The sequence below is a fragment of the Flavobacterium sp. I3-2 genome, from assembly GCF_013389595.1.
In the GTDB taxonomy this organism is placed as follows: domain Bacteria; phylum Bacteroidota; class Bacteroidia; order Flavobacteriales; family Flavobacteriaceae; genus Flavobacterium.
In genome coordinates this window covers 1,527,697-1,548,104 of record NZ_CP058306.1, presented here as the reverse complement: position 1 = coordinate 1,548,104, position 20,408 = coordinate 1,527,697, and the positions used below count along the sequence as shown (strand labels likewise).

Genomic DNA, 20,408 nt, shown 5'->3' with positions numbered 1-20,408 from the left:
CAATTTAGAATTAAACCTTCACATTAATCAAATCTTTAATATCGGTAGTGTAAAATTTCGACAAAAAGGATTGTTTCATTATCCAAGTTTCATCTAAATGTTGCGATCCTAATTTGATTTTATTGTTGCGATACTTTTTATTCAAAACATCCATGACTTTCATAATCGGACGATGTTTGATGTACTGATCTTCGGTAAACAAATCCATCTGACGGTCGGTTTCCGGGACAATTCCACCAATTACGATTCCTGCTTTTTTATATAAAAATCCGTCTAAATAAATTTTACTCAAAGCTAATTTTGCTGCTTTACTCCACTCGATTGCCGAATTGGTTGGTGTGGGCAAACTCACCGTAAACTGATTTACATATTGTTGTTGTCCTTCTTTTTTGGTATTGGTACGAATAAAAATAGTTAATAAAGATGCACAAGATTTTTGACTTCGAAGCTTTTCACTTCCGTGAACCGCAAAGGTTACCAAACGTTCTTCTAATTCATCTTTTGATGTGCAAACTTTTGGAAACGTTCTGCTAACACCAATATTTTTTCGCGTTTTAGGAAGCTCTAAATCCAATTGAGGAATTCCGCGTAATTCATACAACATACGAACACCAACAACACCCATTTCTTTACGAACTAAAGATTCTGGAAGTTGCGAAAAATCCCAAGCTGTTTTAATTCCTTTAGCTAAAAAACGTTTCCCTAGCTGACGTCCAATTCCCCAAACATCACCAATTTTCATCCATTTCAATGCCTTTTGAATTTTTTCATCCGAATCTAAAACATAAACGTGATTGGTATGATTCGGAAATTTCTTCGCAATTCGGTTCGCAATTTTAGACAACGTTTTGGTTGGCGCAATTCCGATTGAAGTTGGAATGCCAATTCCTTGTTTTACAAAAGCGCGTAAATTTTCACAATGTTTTTTTAAATCGATATTTTGATAAGATGAAAAGTCCATAAACGCTTCATCTATCGAATAAACTTCTACATCGTTACAATAACGACGAATGATATTCATAATTCGATTACTTAAATCGCCATACAAAATAAAATTAGCCGAAAACAATTGAATTTGATGTTGTTTAAAAACGTCTTCATACTCAAAAGCTACAGCACCCATCGGAATTCCGCAAACTTTAGCTTCTTCAGAACGCGCAATCACACAACCGTCATTATTACTTAAAACACAAATGGGCTTTCCGTTTAAATGCGGTTGAAAAACACGTTCGCATGAAGCGTAAAAATTATTGCAATCTAAAAGCGCAAACATGATTTAATATTTAGTGATGGCGTAAGTTAAAATTCCCCAAATCAAGAAATCGTTTTCAGGAGCGACTTCAATCGGAGAAAAATCAGGATTTTCGGGACAAAGTAAAATCTTTTTGATTTCGTTTCCTTCTTTAATAATTTCTAAACGTTTCAAGGTAAATTCTCCATCGATATAGCAAACTGCAATTTTTCCGTTTGCAGGTGCAATCGAACGGTCAATCAAAATCAAATCACCATCATAAATTCGCATATCTTGCATCGAATTTCCAGAAACACGAGCTAAAAAAGTGGTGTCTGGATCTTTGATTAATTCGCGATTTAAATCGATGGTATCAAAAATAAAATCTCCGGCCGGACTTGGAAAACCTGCTTTAACTCCAGCATTTACCAAAGTAATTTCATTATTTTCGGAAACTTCTAATCCGAATATTTCTAAATTTTCTGAAATGTGAAGCGCATTTATTTTCATGTTGAAAGTGATATTAAACCTACAAAATTAGTTTAAAATAATGACAGAAGATGTCGTTAAAAAACAATTGTGAATATCTTTTTGAGGAAAAACAAAGCTAAAATCTGACTAAAAATATTCGTAACTTTGTAAAATATATACAACACAACAAATGAAAAATACTTTAATCGCTCCGTCTGTTTTAGCGGCAGACTTTGCAAATCTTCAACGCGATGTTGAAATGATCAACAACAGTGAAGCTGATTGGTTTCATATCGATATTATGGATGGTGTTTTTGTTCCGAATATTTCGTTTGGAATGCCTGTTTTAGCTGCTATTTCTAAACATGCAAAAAAAACAATCGATGTACATTTAATGATTGTTGATCCGGACAGATACATCAAACCTTTTAAAGATTTAGGCGCTGACGTTTTGACAGTTCACTACGAAGCTTGCAACCATTTACATCGTTCGTTACAAGCGATAAAAGCTGAAGGAATGAAAGCTGGTGTTGCGATTAATCCGCATACAAACGTTGCTTTGTTAGAAGATGTTATCAACGATATTGATTTGGTTTGTATTATGAGTGTTAATCCTGGTTTTGGCGGACAATCGTTTATCGAAAACACATACAAAAAAGTAAAACAATTAAAAGAAATTATCGTTAGAAACAATGCCAATACTTTAATTGAAATTGACGGGGGTGTTACTAGTAAAAACGCTAAACAATTAGCAGAAGCTGGAGCTGATGTTTTAGTTGCAGGAAGTTTTGTTTTCAATGCAGAAAATCCGATTGAAACAATTGCAGATTTAAAGAAAATCACAACCTTATAAAACAAAAAAGGAGTTTCTGTATCGAAACTCCTTTTTTTATAGCATTGGTTTTTTACTTTAATTATATTTTTTTGAAAACGTATCTTAAAGTAACAACATTTAGTTCATAATCTTCAGCATCTTCACTTGAAAGAGGTTTTTGAATTTCAAATTCAGTCGCATTTAATTTAACAACTTGAAAATTAAACTCTTCACCACCTTGATTTAACTTAAAATTATTATCAACTAAACTCCAAGTTCCGTTTGAAATTTCTTCGTTACAATCAGAAGCATTTGTTGAATAATCATATTCTGTAAAAACAAACACTCCATTATCTTTAAACTCATTAATATCTAAAGGACAAGAACCATTTTCAAAAATATACGTTTCAACAATATTACCATTTGCATCTAAAGCTTCTTCACGAAGATTGTTCCATTTACCATTTAATTGATTCGAAGTTACACCAGAATTATTGTCATCGTCTGAACAAGACAATAAAGCAGTAGCAGATATCATCAAAACTACCGCAGATAAAAACATTTTTTTCATTTCTTTTTCTTTTAAATTTTAATCAAATATAATATTAAAATAAACACAATGCGATATTTTTTTAACCTTTAAAGACCAATAAATTAAACTTAATTAAATTTTTTAACAAAAAAAAGAGCTTCAACATTGAAGCTCCTTTCGAATCTAACAAATTTGTATTTAAATCGCCCAAAATAAATACTTGTCAGTAAAAATTCACTAAAAAAATTATTTACTTTTTTAGTTGAATTCAACAAAATACTAGAAAAAATATCTATTTATTCAATCGCCCAAAAGAATAAATAAAAAATCGTAATTAACCGTTAAATTGAGAAAGTAGATACTTAATCAAATCGGTTGTAGATAAAATACCTACTAAATTTTTATCTTCATCAACAATTGACAATGCTCTAAATTCGCTTTCAGAGAAAAGCTTTGCTGCTGTTTTTACATAATCATAAAAATATAATGTTTCTACATTTTTGGTCATCACTTGTTCAAGTGTAAACATATTATAAACTGTTGAAACCACACATTCGTCGTTATCATCAACATCTGGAATTGCAATTTTCAGCATATCGGTATAACTCAACATTCCTACTATCGTATTTCCAGAAACTACAGGAATGTGACGAATTTTATTTTCTTTAAATAATTTTTCTGCCTTTGTCAATGAATCATTTATATTCAGTTTAATTACATTTGATGTCATTATAGCTGAAATCAAAATACGCTCTTTCATTGTTATTATGTTTTGTTGGCTCAAATATAAATTGAAGGTTTAAAAAAAAATATGACGAATGTCATATTTTAGAATTTGTTTTGGGATGTTTTATCATACTTCCTGTAAAAAAATATAAATCAGGAAAATTCCTCCTAAATTCTTTCTCTTTCTCAAAGAATAATTCAATCAAGACCGAAATTAATTCTAAGCGATTTGTAAATGCATAAGCTCGTAAAAAATCTGACTCTTTGACCAACAAATGATTTTGCGGTTCTTGAAACCAAACTTGAATTCTATGATAATACTTTTGAAAATTTTCTGAGTTTGGATGTTTCGCATTGGTTTGTAACATCTCAAAACAAAGCGCATGTGTGAATTCGTGAAGTGCAATATCTTTACCATCTGCATTGAAATAAATATCGCGTTCATATTCATCTAAAGCTAACATAATCGCTTTCATTTTTGGATTAAAATGTCCGGTATGGGTTTCGTTTAAATGTGGAAAAAATTGCGCCGTAGGATAAACAAGTATTTTATCAAACGTGTTTATCAAACAATTTGAATATCCTAAAGTAAGCTTTGAATAACTAGCAGCAATCGAAACTTTATGACCGTTGGTTAAATGGACCTTTTCTTTTTCGACGAATTCGTATTGTTTCAAAAATTTCAGAATGCGTTTAGCAAAATTTAACTTGAATTTATGTGGTAAAGAAGTAAACTCTGGAAAAACTTTTTGAATATCATTTACAAACTGAAAAATTAACTGTTCTTCGGTAATTTTTAGGACAAAATTTCCTTTTGGCGTATTCAAGTTATAACGATCATAAAAATGTCTAGATCCAGTAAAAAACATAGTTATTTTTCTTGTCAAGATACTAATAAATTAAATTAATTACAAATTCAGTTTCATTAAAAACCTTTCTTATACTTTTGAAAGCAATTAAATTACCAATGTAAAATTTTAGAAACCAACAAAAATCTTCAGTAAAAAAACCGGTTAAGCTTGAAATTTCAAATGATTAATAGATAAATTTTAAATTCAAATGAGCCTTTAGGGATTTTTATATTTAAACTTTTATTACAAAATTAAGCATTTAACTGAATTTTAACTTTATACAAAACAGAACTAACATAATTTTGCGTACTTTTTAATAATGACAATAAAAAATGAACAACATAAAAACATTCTTTTGGTGGTGTGCTGGAGTGCAAAAAGAAACACTTGAGAAATATCCAGAAGAGCACAGCAAATATTTTAGCATTGGTGCTACTATTTTTTTCACTGGATTATTTGCTGCAATAGCTGGTGGTTATGCACTGTATTTTATATTTAGTGGAAGTAGTTACGCAGTTTTATACGCGATGCTTTTTGGATTGATCTGGGGATTAGCCATTTTTAATATGGATAGATATATCGTATTAAGTATTGACAAATCTAAAAGTAATTTCAAACAGTTTTTACAAGCTTTACCTCGTATTATACTTGCCGTTATTATCGGAATTGTTGTTTCGAGACCTTTAGAATTAAAAATTTTCGACAAAGAAATTCGAGAACATCTTCGTGCAGAATATTTAATAAAACAGCAAGCTACGATTGATACATTAAACAGTACATTCGAAAATAAGTATCAAATAGAATATGGTCAATTAAATAAATTTAAAACAGAAGCCGATTCGTTAGAGATTACGATTAAAAACGACAGACAAAAACTTAATCACGAAATTTTTGGCACGAAAACAAACGAAACTTCTGGAGTTATGGGATATGGTCCGTATGCTAAGATGAAAGAAGAATCGTTGAAAAAACAAGAAATTCATTTAGATACGTTACGTTCTCAAATTCAAAAAAAGGAAACCGAGTTATTTGAACGAAAAGAACAAGAAGGTATTTTAAAAACTAAAATTTTAACAGATACTGCTTTGGACAGCGTGGTTAATATTGCGGGATTTGCAGACCGAAATACAGCTTTAAGCAATTTACATGTTAAACCAGATGGCACAAGCAATGATGCAACAAAATATGCGGTGATTTTTATTGCTTGTTTGTTTATCTTTTTTGAATGTTTACCTGTTTTTGTAAAACTGATGAGTGGAAAAGATTCGTACGATATTGAAACTGCAAAACAAAGAACGGTTCACAATTACGAATCGACTTCGAATATTGACATTGAAAAAAATGCGCTTGATCAATTAACTGAGAAACGAACAGAAATGGCAATGAAAAAACGAATGGACCAATTAAATAAAGAATATTCTGAAAGTAAAGATGACTCTATTGATATCACTTAACAAAAAAGCCTTGCTAAATGCAAGGTTTTTTTTGTTATCCTAAAATTAGATAGCTAGGATTTTATTTATTTTTTGAATTTCAATAACCGTAAAGTCATAACTCAATACTTTTAATTTTTCAATCGCTTGCTTAGTAATCTCAACATCTTTATGATCTTCAGGAAGATCGCCAAAGCAAGTAATAATATTAACCAGTGCTGAAATATTTTCTGAATTAATTTCTAAAGATTTTTTAAAATAAAACAGTCCCGTTTCATCCATAGTATCAACAGTTCTATCAAAGACACTAATCAAACCAAGTAAATTATATATTTCAGAAAGTTCTTCTTTATCCTCAAAAGCTCCATTTTCGATTGCTTTTTTATATACAGAAAAGGCACTTGAAAAATCATCGTTGTTAAAGTAATCATTAGCCTTAATTATAAATTCATTCATATTTTTTCATAATAGCTTTTCTAAAATTAATAAAAAAAAGCACGGATTGCAAATCAGCGCTTTTGGTTATTTCGCAATTCAACCTGTGTGTTTCACACTTCATATTGTATTACTCTGCGTTCGAATTGTGTGTTTTGCAGTTCAATTTGTATTCCTCAACGTTCGATTTGTGTGTTTCACACTTCATATTGTGTGTTTCATACTTCAACTTGTATTACTCAGCTAAAAAAAGGACGGATTGTAAATCCGCGTTATAGTGATTAGAATGAGTGTCTTACTCAATTACAACAACTTGTTTTGTAATAATTTTAGCCGCTTTGAAAAGCATAAAACTGTCTCTACTAATAAATCTATAATCGTAAAATAATTCATCACGTACTAATCCACCAATACGATAAGTTCCAATATCATCGAATTTATAAGATATTTTTATTTTATTAGAATCAAGTAATATAGAATCACTAAATACTCTTTGTTTATTTATTTTAATATTTTCAGGATAAAACTCAGAAAACAAAAGAATTCTAAATGGTACGTATCCTTTTATTCTAGGTTCTATTATAGTGTCGAAAGTTCGGTTATAGAAAGAAATGTTAGCTATGTTTTTTTCCCCAACCTTAACTGTATCTGGAAATTCAAAAAAAGTATCAATGTTACTTTTTAGTCTATAATCTAATTGTTTAGATGACTTAATGTCTTTTTTGCAGCTTATTAAAAAGAAACTTATAAAAAAAATAAAATATCTCATCATTTTTTAAATCTATTTATTATTACTATTATGAATACTATCCAGACTGCGCTGATTCGCACCTTAAACCCGCGATATCAGTTTAATTTCCAGCTATTTAAGCATTAATTACAAGTAAAATTCATCTCAATAAAAATCTGTTTAGTACTAATTTTGTCTATTCCGATTTGATTCTTATAGGGTAAATAATAAAAACCATAAAAAGTATGATTACCTATTCTATCGATTATAAAATTCATTTCAATTTTATTGTTATCAATTAGAAATTTATCAATAACTAGATTAGACGCATTACAAAAGTCATTTTTATTAATTGGTTTAAAAATAAAAAATGGTTTTAATGGTTTTTCAAAAGCTAAAGTATCATAGAACAATTCAATATTAATTTTTAAAGTGTCTTTAATTTTAATATTATTATTCATCTTTATTTCATAGGAATAGCCTTTAGATTTATTAATCGTTCCATTGTCAAAAATTTTTAAATCATTTATTAATTGCTCATTACAATTATTTACATAATTTACGACACTATCTGTTTTGAATTTATTATCTAATAACTTTTCATAATGCCAATGTCCAATTTTCCCCATATTATTTGACCAGCCATAAGCCTTAAGTAGATAATCATTATTTTTCTTTTCTTCAATCATAAAAATAGAATCACTTTTATTAAGATAAAATAAATCTACTTTTGTATTTAATGTGTCATTTTTTATTTTAAAACTCTCTTTGTGACTAAATTTATATTGGTTATCAATTTTAAGAATTCCAGTATAGTTATCTTCTTTTTTACATTTTGTCAAAAAAAATGAAATAAATATAATTAAAAAAAATCTATTCTTGAATGAGCTCATGGTGTATAAGTATTATAATAATTCATATGTTGCGAATTTGCAATCCGTGCCATTTAATAAAAAAGAAGCTATCGTAAAATTATAACTTATTTTAACTTCTTTCTTCTTGATATCAAAACAAAAAATGAAACAACGGAAATTAAAAATCCAATTGCAGTTACAACAATAACTCTTTTAGCTAAAATTAAATTCCAGTCTGTAATTAACCCATCCTGTTTCGTTAGAAATAATTTTGGATAATTCCTTTTATCAATTTCAGAAAGTTGTTTTTCAGTTAAAGAAACATCATAAACTCTGTTATCGAATTCAACTTCCATAATATAATATTTACCTTTTCCTCCGCTATGAATCGTTTTATTCAAATACGTATAACTTACGTTTTTACCGTCGCTTAAAACTTCGGTATAAATAAAATATTTATTAACTGAATAAACATTTATGATTATAAAAACAACCGTAAAGACAATTGAGAGAGATATATTTTGTTTTTTCATTGAATATTCTAAAATCAAACATTTTTGATAAGTTTTTTCTATTTTTATTAAAACTCAATCATTTTTTGTATACTTATATTCAAATTAATTACAAACTTCTTTCATACCTTTTTGAATATTTTTAGCAGAAACTTCAGATTTATTAGTTCTACATTGATTAAGTATTTTATTATTTAGTGTACAAACTACATACGATGCAACTTTTGTGCTATTTATACTTAAAATCTTACCGTCTGTATCATTTACATCTTTAAAATCAATCATTCCACGAGAAACTTTGTACATTGTCGAATCTATGAGGTTTCTATGTTTTAAAAATGCAAAAACTTTATTAGAAGGCTGAGTCGTAATTTCACCTTCAATAAAAAAAATTTTATTTTTATATTGAATATAATCTTTTGGAAAATATCCATCACCATCAGGGCTCAAAACTATTTTATTGTATTCGGGACTAATTTTATACACTTTTAAATTTACACTATCCAATTCATAAGAATGTAAACTAAAATATTGATATTTGTTTATATCAGATTTATATTTTGAATAATAATTTTTAATTAAAATTAAATTTATATTGTCATCTACTTTATTAGATTTTCCAATTGAACAACCTATAGACATCAATACCAAAAGTATGGTCAATTGATAATTAACCAATTGAGTTAAGGATATTTTTTTCATCTTTATATAACATAAATTATAAAAACAAGATACAAAGAAAACATCAAATCTTAAAAAACAAAAAGCCACTCGTAATTGAGTGACTTTGGTGACTGCGACGGGATTCGAACCCACATCGTCAGAACCGGAATCTGATATTCTATCCAATTGAACTACGCAGCCAATATTATGCTGTAAGTAATTTTTTAACTACGGTAGAAATGGTTTTTCCGTCTGCAGAACCTGCTAATTTTGCATTTGCTAATCCCATAACTTGCCCCATAGCACCCATACCTGCAAAACCACCTTCTGAGATAATTTGACCTACAATTGCTTCAACTTCTTCTACAGATAATTGAGCTGGTAAAAACTGTTCAATAACAGCCGCCTGAGCCAATTCTGGTTCAGCTAAATCTGCACGTCCTTGTTCGGTGAAAATCGCAGCACTATCTTTACGTTGTTTTACTAATTTCTGTAAGATTTTAATCTCGTCCTCTTCTGTCATTTCTGCTCCTGTTCCAGAAGTTTGAGCTAATAACAATTCAGATTTTACAGCTCTTAATGATTCTAAAGCAACCTGATTTTTTGATTTCATTGCATCTTTCAATGCATCCATTATTTTAGTCTGTAAACTCATTTTACTTTTTTTTAGTTTCTACAAAGGTATTAAAAAACCCAAAATAAGCGATGTTATTTTGGGTTTAGTAAATATTAATCTAATCTATAACTAATCTACATTATCATGTAAGAATGAATTATTTGAACGTAATTGCAAATCGTTGTTACTATCCGTACCTAAAGACATTCTTGAAGTCTGACTTGAAGTATTTGAATACAAATCAACTCCCATTCTTTTGTAAGCTGGTTCTTTCTCCAAATCATTCAATTGCGCGTTTACGTTATTGAACTTATGATTGAAGTCTTTCATCTTACGTTTTCTTTCTTCTGCACGACCTTTTAATATATCATTAATAGATAAATCAATTGGTGAGATTTCATCTGAAGTTCTGATTGAATTTGGAATTGAAGTTTCTGTACGAACTGTAAAACCAAAGTCATCTTCCATTTCTTCAACAGCAACTTTCTTTGTCAATTTCTCTTCAACTTCCATGTAATCATCCAAAGAATAACGAATTACTTCATTTGGATTTTTCAATTCTTCAACTTTTTCTTCTTGAACAGGAATTACCATTTCTGGTTCGTTATTCGTAAAGAAATTTAATTCTTGATTTGAAAACATTTCATGTTGCCCTTCAAATTCACGCTCTTGTTGATGAATATCAAATGTAAATTGTATTGCAGGTTCTTCAATAACAGGTTTAGGTTTTACAATTATAAATTGTGGGTCAATCACCTGAATATCTCTAATATCCTGTGTTTTAATTTGTTTAATTTCAAACTGAGGTTGCTCGTTTATCGCTGGATTAACAACTTGTTCCACTACTGGAGTTGCAACCGCATGAGCAACTGGATTAGTAGTTTGAACTATTGTTTTTTTTTCAACGTCTGAATTAGAAGTAATTTGCAAATCATCTTCTAATCCGTAAACGATTCTTCCTGCATTGGAAAATCCATTGTTTTGTAAAGGTTGTTCTGGTGATGGTGCAGAAAAAGTTGGTACGTTTGGCTGTGTTAAATTAGCCGTTACTCTTTGCTCATCTCCTAAAACATGAATAATTTTATTTGGTTCTGATGAGCTCACAATTTCTTGTTGTTGCTCAACATTAAAACCCGTTGCAATAATTGTTACAGCGATAGAATCACCTAAAGTTTCATCTTCACCAACTCCCATAATGATGTTTGCATTATGACCTGCTTCCATCTGGATGTGGTCGTTGATTTCTCCGATTTCATCAATCGTGATTTCATTCTCACCAGAAACAATTAATAACAATACGTTTTTAGCACCTGTAATTTTGTTATCGTTTAACAATGGAGAATCTAAAGCAGAAACAATAGCTTCTTTTGCTCTATTTTCACCAGAAGCCAAAGACGAACCCATTATTGCAGTTCCACTGTTTGACAAAACAGTTTTAGCATCTTTTAAATCGATATTTTGCGTGTAGTGATGTGTAATAACTTCAGCAATACCACGAGAAGCAGTTGCTAAAACTTCATCAGCTTTAGAGAAACCAGCTTTAAATCCTAAGTTTCCGTAAACTTCTCTTAATTTATTGTTATTGATAACAATTAGAGAATCGACAACTTTTCTTAATTTCTCAACTCCGCGTAAAGCTTGTTCTTGACGAACTTTACCTTCGAATTGAAAAGGAATCGTAACGATACCAACTGTTAATATATCTCTTTCTTTAGACAATTGCGCAATTACCGGAGCAGCACCTGTACCTGTACCACCACCCATACCAGCGGTAATGAAAACCATTTTGGTATTTGTGTCTAATAATTGTTCAATCTCTTCAATACTTTCTAATGCAGATTGTTGACCAACATCAGGATTTGCACCAGCACCTAAACCTTCTGTTAGAGCAACACCTAACTGAATTTTTGTAGGAACAGTACTGTTTTGAAGTGCTTGTGCGTCTGTATTACAAACAACAAAGTCAACTCCTTTAATCCCTTGGCTAAACATGTGGTTAATGGCATTACTACCGCCACCGCCAACTCCGATTACTTTAATTACATTTGATTGATTTTTTGGCAAATCAAATGTGATGTTTTCAAATGTGTTATCCATTTTCTATGCGGTTTATTTATTCTGACTTATCGATAAATTCTTTAAACTTAGATAAAAAATTACCAAAAAATCTTCCTTTTATATTATCTACAGTCGAAGGTTTTTCTACTTCGTTTTCGATAATCATTTCTGTTTCTTTTTCTTTTATAACAACTTGTTCTTGTTCAATTTCTGTAACGGTATTAACCGTTTGAGTTACAACAGTGGTTTTAGCAACTTGATAATAATCATCATTTTCATGACCTTTTACATAAATCTGACTTCTAGAATTATTTAAATCACTTTCCATGGTTAAACCAACTCCTGTTGCATATAAAGGTCTTGCCACAACTTTTGCAGAATCTCCAGCAATATGCTCGTTTGGAAATCCGATACGTGTATCAATTCCCGTGATGTATTCTACTAATTGCTTGATATGTTTTAATTCAGAACCACCGCCTGTTAACACAATCCCTGCAATTAATTTTTTACGTGGATTATCATATCCGTAAGCTTTGATTTCAGAGAAAATCATTTCAATAATTTCAACCACACGAGCGTGAATAATTTTAGAAAGATTTTTTAAAGAAATTTCTTTTGCATCTTGACCACGTAAACCTGGAATTGATACAATTTCGTTATCTCTGTTTTCTCCTGGCCAAGCCGAACCAAAACGTGTTTTTAATAGTTCTGCTTGCTTTTCGATGATTGAACAACCTTCTTTAATATCTTCTGTAATTACATTTCCTCCGAAAGGAACTACAGCTGTATGACGGATAATTCCATCTTTAAAAATTGCTAAATCTGTTGTTCCTCCACCTATATCAATTAATGCAACACCAGCTTCTTTTTCTTCTTGACTTAAAACAGCTTCTGCAGACGCCAAAGGTTCTAATGTTAAACCAGACAATTCTAAACCTGCATCTTTTACACAACGTCCTGCGTTACGGATTGAAGAAGATTGACCAACAACTACATGGAAGCTTGCTTCTAATCTGCGACCGTACATTCCGATTGGCTCTTTGATACCTGCTTCGTCGTCAATTTTGAATTCTTGCGGAAGCACGTGAATAATTTCTTCTCCAGGTAACATGGTTAATTTCTGAACCTGATTAATCAATAATTCAATATCAGCATCAGAAATCACATTATCTGGATTTTCTCTACTAATATATTCATGATGTTGAATACTTCTGATATGTTGACCAGCAATACCAACAACAACATCTTTAATTTTATATCCCGATTCTGCTTCTGCTAATGCAACTGCGTTTTGAATCGATTGAATTGTTTGTGTAATATTATTAACAACACCTCTTTTAACACCTAAACTTTTGGCATTTCCTACTCCTAAGATTTCGAGCTTTCCGTACTCGTTTCTTTTTCCAACCATCGCAACAATTTTAGTTGTTCCGATGTCTAAACCTACAGCGATATTGTTCTTGTTCATAATAATTTTATTTGGTGCAAATAACTTGTTCAGTAAATCTTAAATTCACGTTCTTGTAATAAGGTACAATGGTATCGTTTTTTGAATAGTGAAGAAAAGCTTTATAATTATTAAATTTCTTTTCAACTTCTGTTAATCTACCAAACTCTAAATTGTAATCATATTCTCGAACCGTCAAATTCAAACTTTGATCTGGATTTATTTTAATTCCAGTAATACTCTTTTTAAGAAAATCGTCTTCAAAAATAACATTCAACATTCGAATAAATTCCGATCTATTTCGATCAGAAACCTTACCCAAAACTACAGGAACATGCGCACTAAAATGATTAGATAATGGCATCTTTCCTCCTTGTTTGTCAATGTAATACGAACCGTTTTCTGTAAGAACTCGTGCTATTGCTGTCTTTTGAACTACTTCTGCATTTAAAACTCCATTCGCATCAAAATATACTTGTGACGACGCAATCATTTCATTTTTTTGCAGTTCTTGCTCCAACTTATTCAAATCTAATTCATCTTTAAATACGTTGGTCGCATTTGGAAAATTTTGTATTAACAAGTTATTAACCATTTCTTGTGTTATAAAATGGTTATTATTACTTAAAAATTTCACTTCAATAGCATCAACTGTTCTTTGTTTTGAACGCGATTGCGCAAAAACAAATAGTCCAACTAGTGCAAAAATACTAAGCACTAAATACACATCGAACCAGTTGATTTTTTTTAACATTTTCTTATTTTAATCTATTTTCTAAAATCGCTTTAATATCATCTACCATTTCTCCAATATCACCTGCTCCGATGGTAACTAAAACTTCTTCGTTGGTTTCTGAAACAAATTGTAAAAGTTCTTTTTTAGAAATCAACTTTTTATTATTATTTGTCATCTTATCTAAAAGCACTTGTGATGTAACACCTTCCATTGGCAACTCACGAGCAGGATAAATATCTAACAAATAAATTTCATCAAATTTGGATAAACTCGCTGCAAAATCATCCATAAAATCATTGGTTCTACTGAACAAATGCGGTTGAAAAACAGCTACAATTTTTTTATTCGGATACAATTCGCGAACAGCACTATAAACAGCTTTTATTTCTGTTGGATGATGTGCATAATCATCGATATATACACATTTTTCTGTTCTCACTTTGAATGAAAATCTTCTGCGAACTCCACTAAATGTTGCTAATGCTTTTTTAATTTGTTCTGCAGTCAATCCATATTTACGTGCCATTGAAATAGCTAAACTTGCATTCATAACGTTATGTTCGCCTGGCATCTGTAAATGAATATCTTTGATTGTTTCGTTTTCAAAACGCAAATCAAAAACACGCATTCCATTTTCAATTCTCAAATTTTCAGCAACAATATCAGCATTTGAATTGATTCCGACTTTAGTTCCGTCAATTGCGACATGGTTAGCTACAAACAAATTGTCTTTGTCTGAAACTTTAGCTGCAAATTCTCTAAACGATTCTTTAATTGCATCATTTGTTCCGTAAATATCTAAATGATCCGCATCGTTAGAAATCACGCACGCAATATTGGGGTGCAAATGTAAGAAAGATCTATCAAATTCATCGGCTTCAACCACAGTAACTGTCTTACCTTCGCCAACTAAATTTGAATTATAATTCTCTAAAACACCTCCTAAAAACGAGGTTACATCAACTTTATTTTGAAATAAAATATGAGCTAACATACTCGAAGTCGTTGTTTTACCATGCGTACCCGAAACTGCAAAACAGAATGAATTTTCGGTAATTAAACCTAAAACTTCGGCACGTTTTTTTATTTCAAAATTATTATCAATAAAATAATTCCATTCGCTATGATTTTTAGGAATTGCTGGTGTGATCACCACCAACGTTTCATCTCTATCAAAAAACGCTTTTGAAATTAATTCTAAATTATCTTCGAAATGAATCGCAATTCCTTCAGCTTCTAACTCATCTGTTAAATGCGTACGCGTTTTATCATAACCTGCTACATTTTTTCCTAAACGATGAAAATAACGAGCAATAGCACTCATACCGATTCCACCGATTCCGATAAAAAACACATTTTTTAAAGTTGCTATATTCATTTTCTTATTTTACTAATTGTATAATTTGTTTTACGATTTCTTTCGTTGCGTTAGGTTTTGCTAACTTTTTTAAATTAAACGAAAGTTCATGTGAATAATTTTCGTCCGAAATCAACTTCTTTAATTCTAAATCAAAACGTTGTTCTAATTCTGATTCTTTAATTAAAATCGCTCCGTTTTTATCAGCAATACTTTTGGCATTTTTAGTTTGATGATCTTCCGCAACATTAGGCGACGGAATAAAAATCACAGGCTTACCAACAATTGCCAATTCCGAAACCGATGACGCGCCTGCTCTTGAAATGATAACATCGGCGGCAGCATAAAGCAAATCCATTTTTTCGATAAAAGCACTTACTTGAACCAAACTGCTGTTGTATTTTTTATATTCTTCAAAATAAAACTTACCACATTGCCAAATGACCTGAACGTTATTATCTGAAAAAACATTTAATTTTTGTTCGATTAACTGATTTATTTTTCGAGCTCCTAAACTTCCTCCCAAAACAACAACAGTTTTTTTATTCGGATCTAGATCAAAAAACTTAATCGCTTCGCTACGTTTTGAATCAATCGTTAATAAATCTTGTCGTACTGGATTTCCAGTTAATTGAATTTTATTCTTATCAAAAAAACGTTCTAAACCTTCGTAAGCTACACAAATTGATTTGGCATTTTTAGCTAACATTTTATTTGTAATTCCAGGATACGAATTTTGTTCTTGAATTACGGTTGGAATATCCATTGAACCTGCAACCTTCACTACAGCTCCGCTTGCAAAACCACCTGTACCGATAACCACATCGGGTTTAAACCTATTTATAATTCCACGCGATTTGATTAAACTTGACAAAAACTTTATTGGAAACATTAAGTTACTCAAAGTTAATTTACGTTGAATTCCGGCAATCCATAAACCTTCGATTTGATAACCCGCAGCAGGAACTTTTTGCATTTCCATTTTATCTTGAGCACCAACAAACAAAATTTCAGCCTCAGGAAACTGCGCTTTAATTTCGTTTGCAATAGCAATTGCCGGATAAATATGTCCGCCTGTTCCGCCACCACTAATTATAAATCTAGGATTCGTTTTCATTTTATCTTTTATTTAGAACGGCATTCATCGGATTATCTCCTTCAAATTCACGTTCTTCTTTATCTGCTAATTCTTGTTCTTCTAATAATTTTCTAAACGCTTCTTGCTTCGCAGCATTTTCGAACATTTGTTTTTTTATTTCATCTTCTTTACGAGAAACACTTAATATGATTCCTAAAGAAAGACAAGTCATCCAAATGGAAGTTCCTCCACTACTAACCAAAGGTAACGGTTGACCTGTAGTTGGGAAAATTTCTACTGCAACTCCCATGTTTATTATGGCTTGAAATATAATTGAAAAACCAAGTCCAATGACGAGATATTTTCCAAAGAGATTGGGCGCTTTATTGCTTACTACTAAAAATCGAAATAATAAAAGAACATAAACTCCCAATATCATCATGCCGCCTATAAAACCAAATTCTTCGACAATGATTGCATAAATAAAATCCGATGATGATTGTGGAAGAAAATTCTTTTGAATACTTTTTCCAGGACCAACACCAAAAACTTCACCTTGAGCAATTGCAATTTTTGCATTTTCGATTTGGTAACGATCCACATCCTTATCATCAGAACCAAAACGATCAATACGAGCCACCCAAGTACTCAAACGCGATGGTGCATAATCTGGAAAAGCCTTGGCTGCAAAAAACGCCATAACGCCCATTACCATCCCAAAACCAAGAATTTTACCTAAATATTTTAATGGATATTTACCGATAAATAACAACATGCAAACAGATGCAAAAATGATCGCTGCAGTTGAAAAATTTGATGGAAAAATTGGCAAAATAATTAATCCAACTGGAACCCAAACCCAAAGTAAAGATTTATTAAATGAATATTCTTCATCACTAAATTTCCAAAGAAACCACGACAAATAAGCCATCAAAGAAATCCATCCGATAGAAGAAGGTTGAAATGACAAATTGATACCAGGAATATTTAACCATCTACTTGCATTTGCTCCGCCGATCATCATTCCTTGAGCAGCTGTTAAGAGTAACAAACCGACAACAGGAATCCAAGCAATTGGAGCAAAATATTTCAATCGATCAAAAGGCATTCTATGAAATACATAAACGATCACAATTCCGACAAGAATATGAAAGAAATGTTTCATCAACAAACCAATAATTGAACCTGTTCCGACTACGTGAACCAAGTTTGAGCTTGCGCTAAAAACAGGCATAAACGAGAATAGAGCCAACAAAACAACGTAGGCCCAAATAGCTTTATCACCTTCAAAACGGGATAATAACTTTCTCATAATTGGTTTTTATAATTTATTTACTTCTTCTTTAAATTGATCTCCACGATCTTCGTAACTTTTAAAAAGATCGAAACTTGCGCAACAAGGCGATAATAAAACTGTATCTCCTTCTTCAGACATTTTGTGAGCTAATGAAACCGCATCTTTCATAGAAGTTGCCTCTAACATTACATCCACAACACTTGCAAAAGCATGTTTGATTTTTTCGTTATCTAATCCTAAACAAATAATTGCTTTTACTTTTTCGTTTACAAACGACATTAATTCGTCGTAATCATTTCCTTTGTCCACACCTCCAACAATCCAAATGGTTGGTGCATTCACACTTTCTAAAGCAAAATAAGTTGCATTAACATTAGTCGCTTTAGAATCGTTGATGTATAAAACTTTGTTTACACGATTTACTTTTTCTAAACGATGAGGAACGCCATCGAAATTCGACAAGCTTTCGCGAATTGTTTGTTTACGCACACGCATCATTTGCGCTACTAACGTTGCTGCCATAGCATTTTTTACATTATGTTTTCCTTCTATAGCAATTTCGTTAGTTGGAATTGTTACGTTTTCTTCTTTAATCATCGCTATTATGTTGTTATCTTTTAAATAAGCACCTTGTTCTAAAACCTGAGTTAATGAAAAAGGAACTAATTGTGCTTTTGTTTTGTTGTTAGTTAACCATTTTTGAATTTCGATGTCGTCTGCATCATAAATCAAATAATCTTCTGCGGTTTGATTCATGGTGATTCTGAACTTGGCATCGATATAATTTTGATATTCGTAATTGTATCGATCTAAATGATCAGGACTTAAATTGGTAATGATTGCAATATGTGGCTTGTAATTTTCGATTCCATCTAATTGGAAACTACTTAATTCTAGCACATAAGGACATTCTGGATTTTCTGCAATTTGTTGTGCATAACTATCTCCGATGTTTCCTGCGATACCAATATCTAATCCGGCTTGTTTAAGAACGTGATGCGTTAGCAAAGTTGTTGTGGTTTTACCGTTGCTTCCTGTAATTCCGATTGAAATGTTTTTAGCAAATGGATAAGCAAATTCAATTTCAGAAATCACTTTTATTCCTTTAGCATGTAAATCTTTTATGATTTGAACCTTATCCGGAATTCCGGGACTTTTCATAACGACATCAGCTTGAAGAATTCGTTCAACCGAATGCTGATTTTCTTCCCATTCAATGCCTTCGGTATTTAAAACATTTTTGTAATGATCTTTAATGAAACCCGCATCAGATAAAAAAACTTCATAACCTTTTTGCTTTCCAAGGATTGCAGTTCCTACACCGCTTTCACCTCCACCAAGTACAACTAACTTCATACTATCTTAATTTTAATGAAATCACACAAAAAATAGCTAAGAAAATGGCTACAATCCAGAAACGAGTTACGATTTTACTTTCGTGATATCCTTTTTTCTGAAAGTGATGATGTAAAGGCGACATTAAAAAGATTCTTCTTCCTTCACCAAATCTCTTTTTTGTGTATTTGAAATAACTCACTTGTAATACAACAGACAAATTTTCTACTAAGAAAACACCACATAAAACAGGAATTAATAGTTCTTTACGAACCGCGATTGCAATCACAGCTATGATTCCACCAATAGTTAAACTTCCTGTGTCGCCCATAAAAACTTGAGCTGGATATGTATTGTACCACAAAAATCCGATTAGAGCACCAACAAAGGCGGCAATAAAAATGGTCATTTCTCCAGAATTGGGAATATACATGACATTTAGATAATTTGATAGAACAAAGTTTCCTGAAATAAATGTAAATGCTGCTAAAGCCAAAACGGTTATTGCTGAGGTTCCGGCGGCCAAACCATCAATTCCATCTGTTAAATTAGCTCCATTTGAAACTGCTGTTACAATAAAAATTACAATTGGAATAAAAATCAACCAAACATAATTTTCATATCCATCACCCATCCATGAAATTAATTGTCCGTAATCGAACTCATTATTTTTAAAAAAAGGAATTGTCGTAGCTGTTGACTTAACATCGTATTTACTGATTACTTCTGTTTCTAAAAGAATACTTGGAGTATCTCTAACTGTAACACTTGGATGGAAATATAAAATCCCTCCAACTATTATTCCCAATCCAATCTGACCAATAACTTTGAATCTTCCTTTTAAACCTTCTTTATCTTTTTTAAAGATCTTAATATAATCATCAAGAAAACCAATAGCTCCCATCCAAATGGTAGTCAAAATCAAAAGTAAAATATAAATGTTATCTAACTTTGCAAATAACAAAACTGGAATTAATGTGGAAATAATAATGATAATTCCACCCATTGTTGGTGTACCTGCTTTTTCATTTTGCCCTTCTAAACCAAGCTCACGAACTGTTTCTCCAATTTGTTTTTTACGTAAGAAATCTATAATACGTTTTCCAAAAATTGTAGAAATCAATAACGAAAATAAAATTGCCATTCCAGAACGAAAGGTTATATACTGAAACAATCTCGCTCCAGGAATATCATAGTTTTCGCCTAAATATTGAAATATATAATATAACATC

21 protein-coding genes and 1 tRNA gene are annotated in these 20,408 nt (G+C 31.1%); 2 read left to right on the top strand and 20 right to left on the bottom strand.

The window, feature by feature from the left end:
• Positions 1–10 precede the first annotated feature (10 nt).
• The gene (locus tag HW119_RS07290; protein ID WP_177762650.1) at positions 11–1,273 is read right to left on the bottom strand and encodes a Y-family DNA polymerase; all 1,263 of its coding nucleotides are present in this window, start codon (positions 1,271–1,273) and stop codon (positions 11–13) included.
• Positions 1,274–1,276: 3 nt separating this feature from the next.
• Complete coding sequence (locus HW119_RS07285) at positions 1,277–1,741, bottom strand: LexA family protein (RefSeq protein WP_177762647.1); 465 nt, start codon at positions 1,739–1,741, stop codon at positions 1,277–1,279.
• 151 nt (positions 1,742–1,892) lie between these two features.
• Here HW119_RS07285 and rpe point away from each other — a divergent pair, with 151 nt between their 5' ends.
• A complete protein-coding gene (rpe, locus tag HW119_RS07280; RefSeq protein WP_177762644.1) occupies positions 1,893–2,555 on the top strand; it encodes a ribulose-phosphate 3-epimerase in 663 nt (220 codons plus the stop codon).
• A 61-nt stretch (positions 2,556–2,616) separates the two neighbouring features.
• Here rpe and HW119_RS07275 read toward each other — a convergent pair whose 3' ends face one another.
• The 3 genes from HW119_RS07275 to HW119_RS07265 all read right to left on the bottom strand — a co-directional run bounded on the left by HW119_RS07275 (position 2,617) and on the right by HW119_RS07265 (position 4,643).
• Positions 2,617–3,087, bottom strand: coding sequence for a lipocalin family protein (locus HW119_RS07275; protein ID WP_177762641.1), 471 nt, complete (start codon positions 3,085–3,087; stop codon positions 2,617–2,619).
• Between the two features lie 295 nt (positions 3,088–3,382).
• Positions 3,383–3,808, bottom strand: coding sequence for an HPP family protein (locus tag HW119_RS07270; RefSeq protein ID WP_177762638.1), 426 nt, complete (start codon positions 3,806–3,808; stop codon positions 3,383–3,385).
• A gap of 61 nt (positions 3,809–3,869) precedes the next feature.
• On the bottom strand, positions 3,870–4,643 hold the full coding sequence (locus HW119_RS07265) for a zinc-dependent peptidase (protein WP_177762635.1): 774 nt from the start codon (positions 4,641–4,643) through the stop codon (positions 3,870–3,872).
• A 314-nt stretch (positions 4,644–4,957) separates the two neighbouring features.
• Here HW119_RS07265 and HW119_RS07260 point away from each other — a divergent pair, with 314 nt between their 5' ends.
• Positions 4,958–6,079, top strand: a complete 1,122-nt coding sequence (locus HW119_RS07260) for a DUF4407 domain-containing protein (protein WP_177762632.1) — start codon at positions 4,958–4,960, stop codon at positions 6,077–6,079.
• A 45-nt stretch (positions 6,080–6,124) separates the two neighbouring features.
• Here the strand turns inward: HW119_RS07260 and HW119_RS07255 are convergent, their stop codons facing one another.
• From HW119_RS07255 to mraY, 15 genes are all read right to left on the bottom strand, one after another.
• The gene (locus tag HW119_RS07255; protein ID WP_177762628.1) at positions 6,125–6,514 is read right to left on the bottom strand and encodes a hypothetical protein; all 390 of its coding nucleotides are present in this window, start codon (positions 6,512–6,514) and stop codon (positions 6,125–6,127) included.
• 274 nt (positions 6,515–6,788) lie between these two features.
• Positions 6,789–7,265 (bottom strand): hypothetical protein, encoded by a 477-nt coding sequence (locus tag HW119_RS07250; RefSeq protein ID WP_177762625.1) that lies wholly within the window; start codon positions 7,263–7,265, stop codon positions 6,789–6,791.
• Positions 7,266–7,366: 101 nt separating this feature from the next.
• On the bottom strand, positions 7,367–8,065 hold the full coding sequence (locus HW119_RS07245) for a hypothetical protein (RefSeq protein WP_177762622.1): 699 nt from the start codon (positions 8,063–8,065) through the stop codon (positions 7,367–7,369).
• Positions 8,066–8,202: 137 nt separating this feature from the next.
• The gene (locus tag HW119_RS07240; RefSeq protein ID WP_177762619.1) at positions 8,203–8,610 is read right to left on the bottom strand and encodes a hypothetical protein; all 408 of its coding nucleotides are present in this window, start codon (positions 8,608–8,610) and stop codon (positions 8,203–8,205) included.
• Between the two features lie 84 nt (positions 8,611–8,694).
• Complete coding sequence (locus HW119_RS07235; RefSeq protein ID WP_177762616.1) at positions 8,695–9,291, bottom strand: hypothetical protein; 597 nt, start codon at positions 9,289–9,291, stop codon at positions 8,695–8,697.
• An 86-nt stretch (positions 9,292–9,377) separates the two neighbouring features.
• A tRNA-Arg gene (locus HW119_RS07230) sits at positions 9,378–9,453 on the bottom strand.
• A gap of 4 nt (positions 9,454–9,457) precedes the next feature.
• The gene (locus HW119_RS07225) at positions 9,458–9,907 is read right to left on the bottom strand and encodes a GatB/YqeY domain-containing protein (RefSeq protein ID WP_177762612.1); all 450 of its coding nucleotides are present in this window, start codon (positions 9,905–9,907) and stop codon (positions 9,458–9,460) included.
• A 90-nt stretch (positions 9,908–9,997) separates the two neighbouring features.
• Positions 9,998–11,965: a cell division protein FtsZ gene (ftsZ, locus tag HW119_RS07220; protein WP_177762609.1), complete on the bottom strand. Its 1,968-nt coding sequence runs from the start codon at positions 11,963–11,965 to the stop codon at positions 9,998–10,000.
• Positions 11,966–11,981: 16 nt separating this feature from the next.
• The gene (gene ftsA / locus HW119_RS07215) at positions 11,982–13,394 is read right to left on the bottom strand and encodes a cell division protein FtsA (RefSeq protein ID WP_177762606.1); all 1,413 of its coding nucleotides are present in this window, start codon (positions 13,392–13,394) and stop codon (positions 11,982–11,984) included.
• A gap of 7 nt (positions 13,395–13,401) precedes the next feature.
• Positions 13,402–14,127 (bottom strand): cell division protein FtsQ/DivIB, encoded by a 726-nt coding sequence (locus HW119_RS07210; RefSeq protein ID WP_177762603.1) that lies wholly within the window; start codon positions 14,125–14,127, stop codon positions 13,402–13,404.
• A 4-nt stretch (positions 14,128–14,131) separates the two neighbouring features.
• A complete protein-coding gene (gene murC / locus HW119_RS07205) occupies positions 14,132–15,487 on the bottom strand; it encodes a UDP-N-acetylmuramate--L-alanine ligase (RefSeq protein ID WP_177762600.1) in 1,356 nt (451 codons plus the stop codon).
• Positions 15,488–15,491: 4 nt separating this feature from the next.
• A complete protein-coding gene (gene murG, locus HW119_RS07200; protein WP_177762597.1) occupies positions 15,492–16,583 on the bottom strand; it encodes an undecaprenyldiphospho-muramoylpentapeptide beta-N-acetylglucosaminyltransferase in 1,092 nt (363 codons plus the stop codon).
• Between the two features lies 1 nt (position 16,584).
• Positions 16,585–17,856: an FtsW/RodA/SpoVE family cell cycle protein gene (locus tag HW119_RS07195; protein WP_177762594.1), complete on the bottom strand. Its 1,272-nt coding sequence runs from the start codon at positions 17,854–17,856 to the stop codon at positions 16,585–16,587.
• 9 nt (positions 17,857–17,865) lie between these two features.
• On the bottom strand, positions 17,866–19,197 hold the full coding sequence (gene murD / locus HW119_RS07190; RefSeq protein ID WP_177762591.1) for a UDP-N-acetylmuramoyl-L-alanine--D-glutamate ligase: 1,332 nt from the start codon (positions 19,195–19,197) through the stop codon (positions 17,866–17,868).
• Between the two features lies 1 nt (position 19,198).
• Positions 19,199–20,407 carry a phospho-N-acetylmuramoyl-pentapeptide-transferase gene (gene mraY, locus HW119_RS07185; protein ID WP_177762588.1) on the bottom strand — a complete coding sequence of 403 codons (1,209 nt, stop codon included), beginning with the start codon at positions 20,405–20,407 and terminating at the stop codon, positions 19,199–19,201.
• Position 20,408: the final 1 nt, after the last annotated feature.

Bases quoted from the DNA above. Each gene is read 5' to 3' on its own strand.
- HW119_RS07240 (WP_177762619.1), bottom strand. From the start codon at position 8,610: ATGAAAAAACAAAATATATCTCTCTCAATTGTCTTTACGGTTGTTTTT.
- ftsZ (WP_177762609.1), bottom strand. From the start codon at position 11,965: ATGGATAACACATTTGAAAACATCACATTTGATTTGCCAAAAAATCAA.
- HW119_RS07290 (WP_177762650.1), bottom strand. From the start codon at position 1,273: ATGTTTGCGCTTTTAGATTGCAATAATTTTTACGCTTCATGCGAACGT.
- murD (WP_177762591.1), bottom strand. From the start codon at position 19,197: ATGAAGTTAGTTGTACTTGGTGGAGGTGAAAGCGGTGTAGGAACTGCA.
- ftsA (WP_177762606.1), bottom strand. From the start codon at position 13,394: ATGAACAAGAACAATATCGCTGTAGGTTTAGACATCGGAACAACTAAA.
- HW119_RS07260 (WP_177762632.1), top strand. From the start codon at position 4,958: ATGAACAACATAAAAACATTCTTTTGGTGGTGTGCTGGAGTGCAAAAA.
- HW119_RS07225 (WP_177762612.1), bottom strand. From the start codon at position 9,907: ATGAGTTTACAGACTAAAATAATGGATGCATTGAAAGATGCAATGAAA.
- HW119_RS07285 (WP_177762647.1), bottom strand. From the start codon at position 1,741: ATGAAAATAAATGCGCTTCACATTTCAGAAAATTTAGAAATATTCGGA.
- murG (WP_177762597.1), bottom strand. From the start codon at position 16,583: ATGAAAACGAATCCTAGATTTATAATTAGTGGTGGCGGAACAGGCGGA.
- HW119_RS07235 (WP_177762616.1), bottom strand. From the start codon at position 9,291: ATGAAAAAAATATCCTTAACTCAATTGGTTAATTATCAATTGACCATA.
- HW119_RS07250 (WP_177762625.1), bottom strand. From the start codon at position 7,265: ATGATGAGATATTTTATTTTTTTTATAAGTTTCTTTTTAATAAGCTGC.
- HW119_RS07210 (WP_177762603.1), bottom strand. From the start codon at position 14,127: ATGTTAAAAAAAATCAACTGGTTCGATGTGTATTTAGTGCTTAGTATT.
- HW119_RS07255 (WP_177762628.1), bottom strand. From the start codon at position 6,514: ATGAATGAATTTATAATTAAGGCTAATGATTACTTTAACAACGATGAT.
- HW119_RS07265 (WP_177762635.1), bottom strand. From the start codon at position 4,643: ATGTTTTTTACTGGATCTAGACATTTTTATGATCGTTATAACTTGAAT.
- HW119_RS07270 (WP_177762638.1), bottom strand. From the start codon at position 3,808: ATGAAAGAGCGTATTTTGATTTCAGCTATAATGACATCAAATGTAATT.
- HW119_RS07275 (WP_177762641.1), bottom strand. From the start codon at position 3,087: ATGAAAAAAATGTTTTTATCTGCGGTAGTTTTGATGATATCTGCTACT.
- rpe (WP_177762644.1), top strand. From the start codon at position 1,893: ATGAAAAATACTTTAATCGCTCCGTCTGTTTTAGCGGCAGACTTTGCA.
- murC (WP_177762600.1), bottom strand. From the start codon at position 15,487: ATGAATATAGCAACTTTAAAAAATGTGTTTTTTATCGGAATCGGTGGA.
- mraY (WP_177762588.1), bottom strand. From the start codon at position 20,407: ATGTTATATTATATATTTCAATATTTAGGCGAAAACTATGATATTCCT.
- HW119_RS07195 (WP_177762594.1), bottom strand. From the start codon at position 17,856: ATGAGAAAGTTATTATCCCGTTTTGAAGGTGATAAAGCTATTTGGGCC.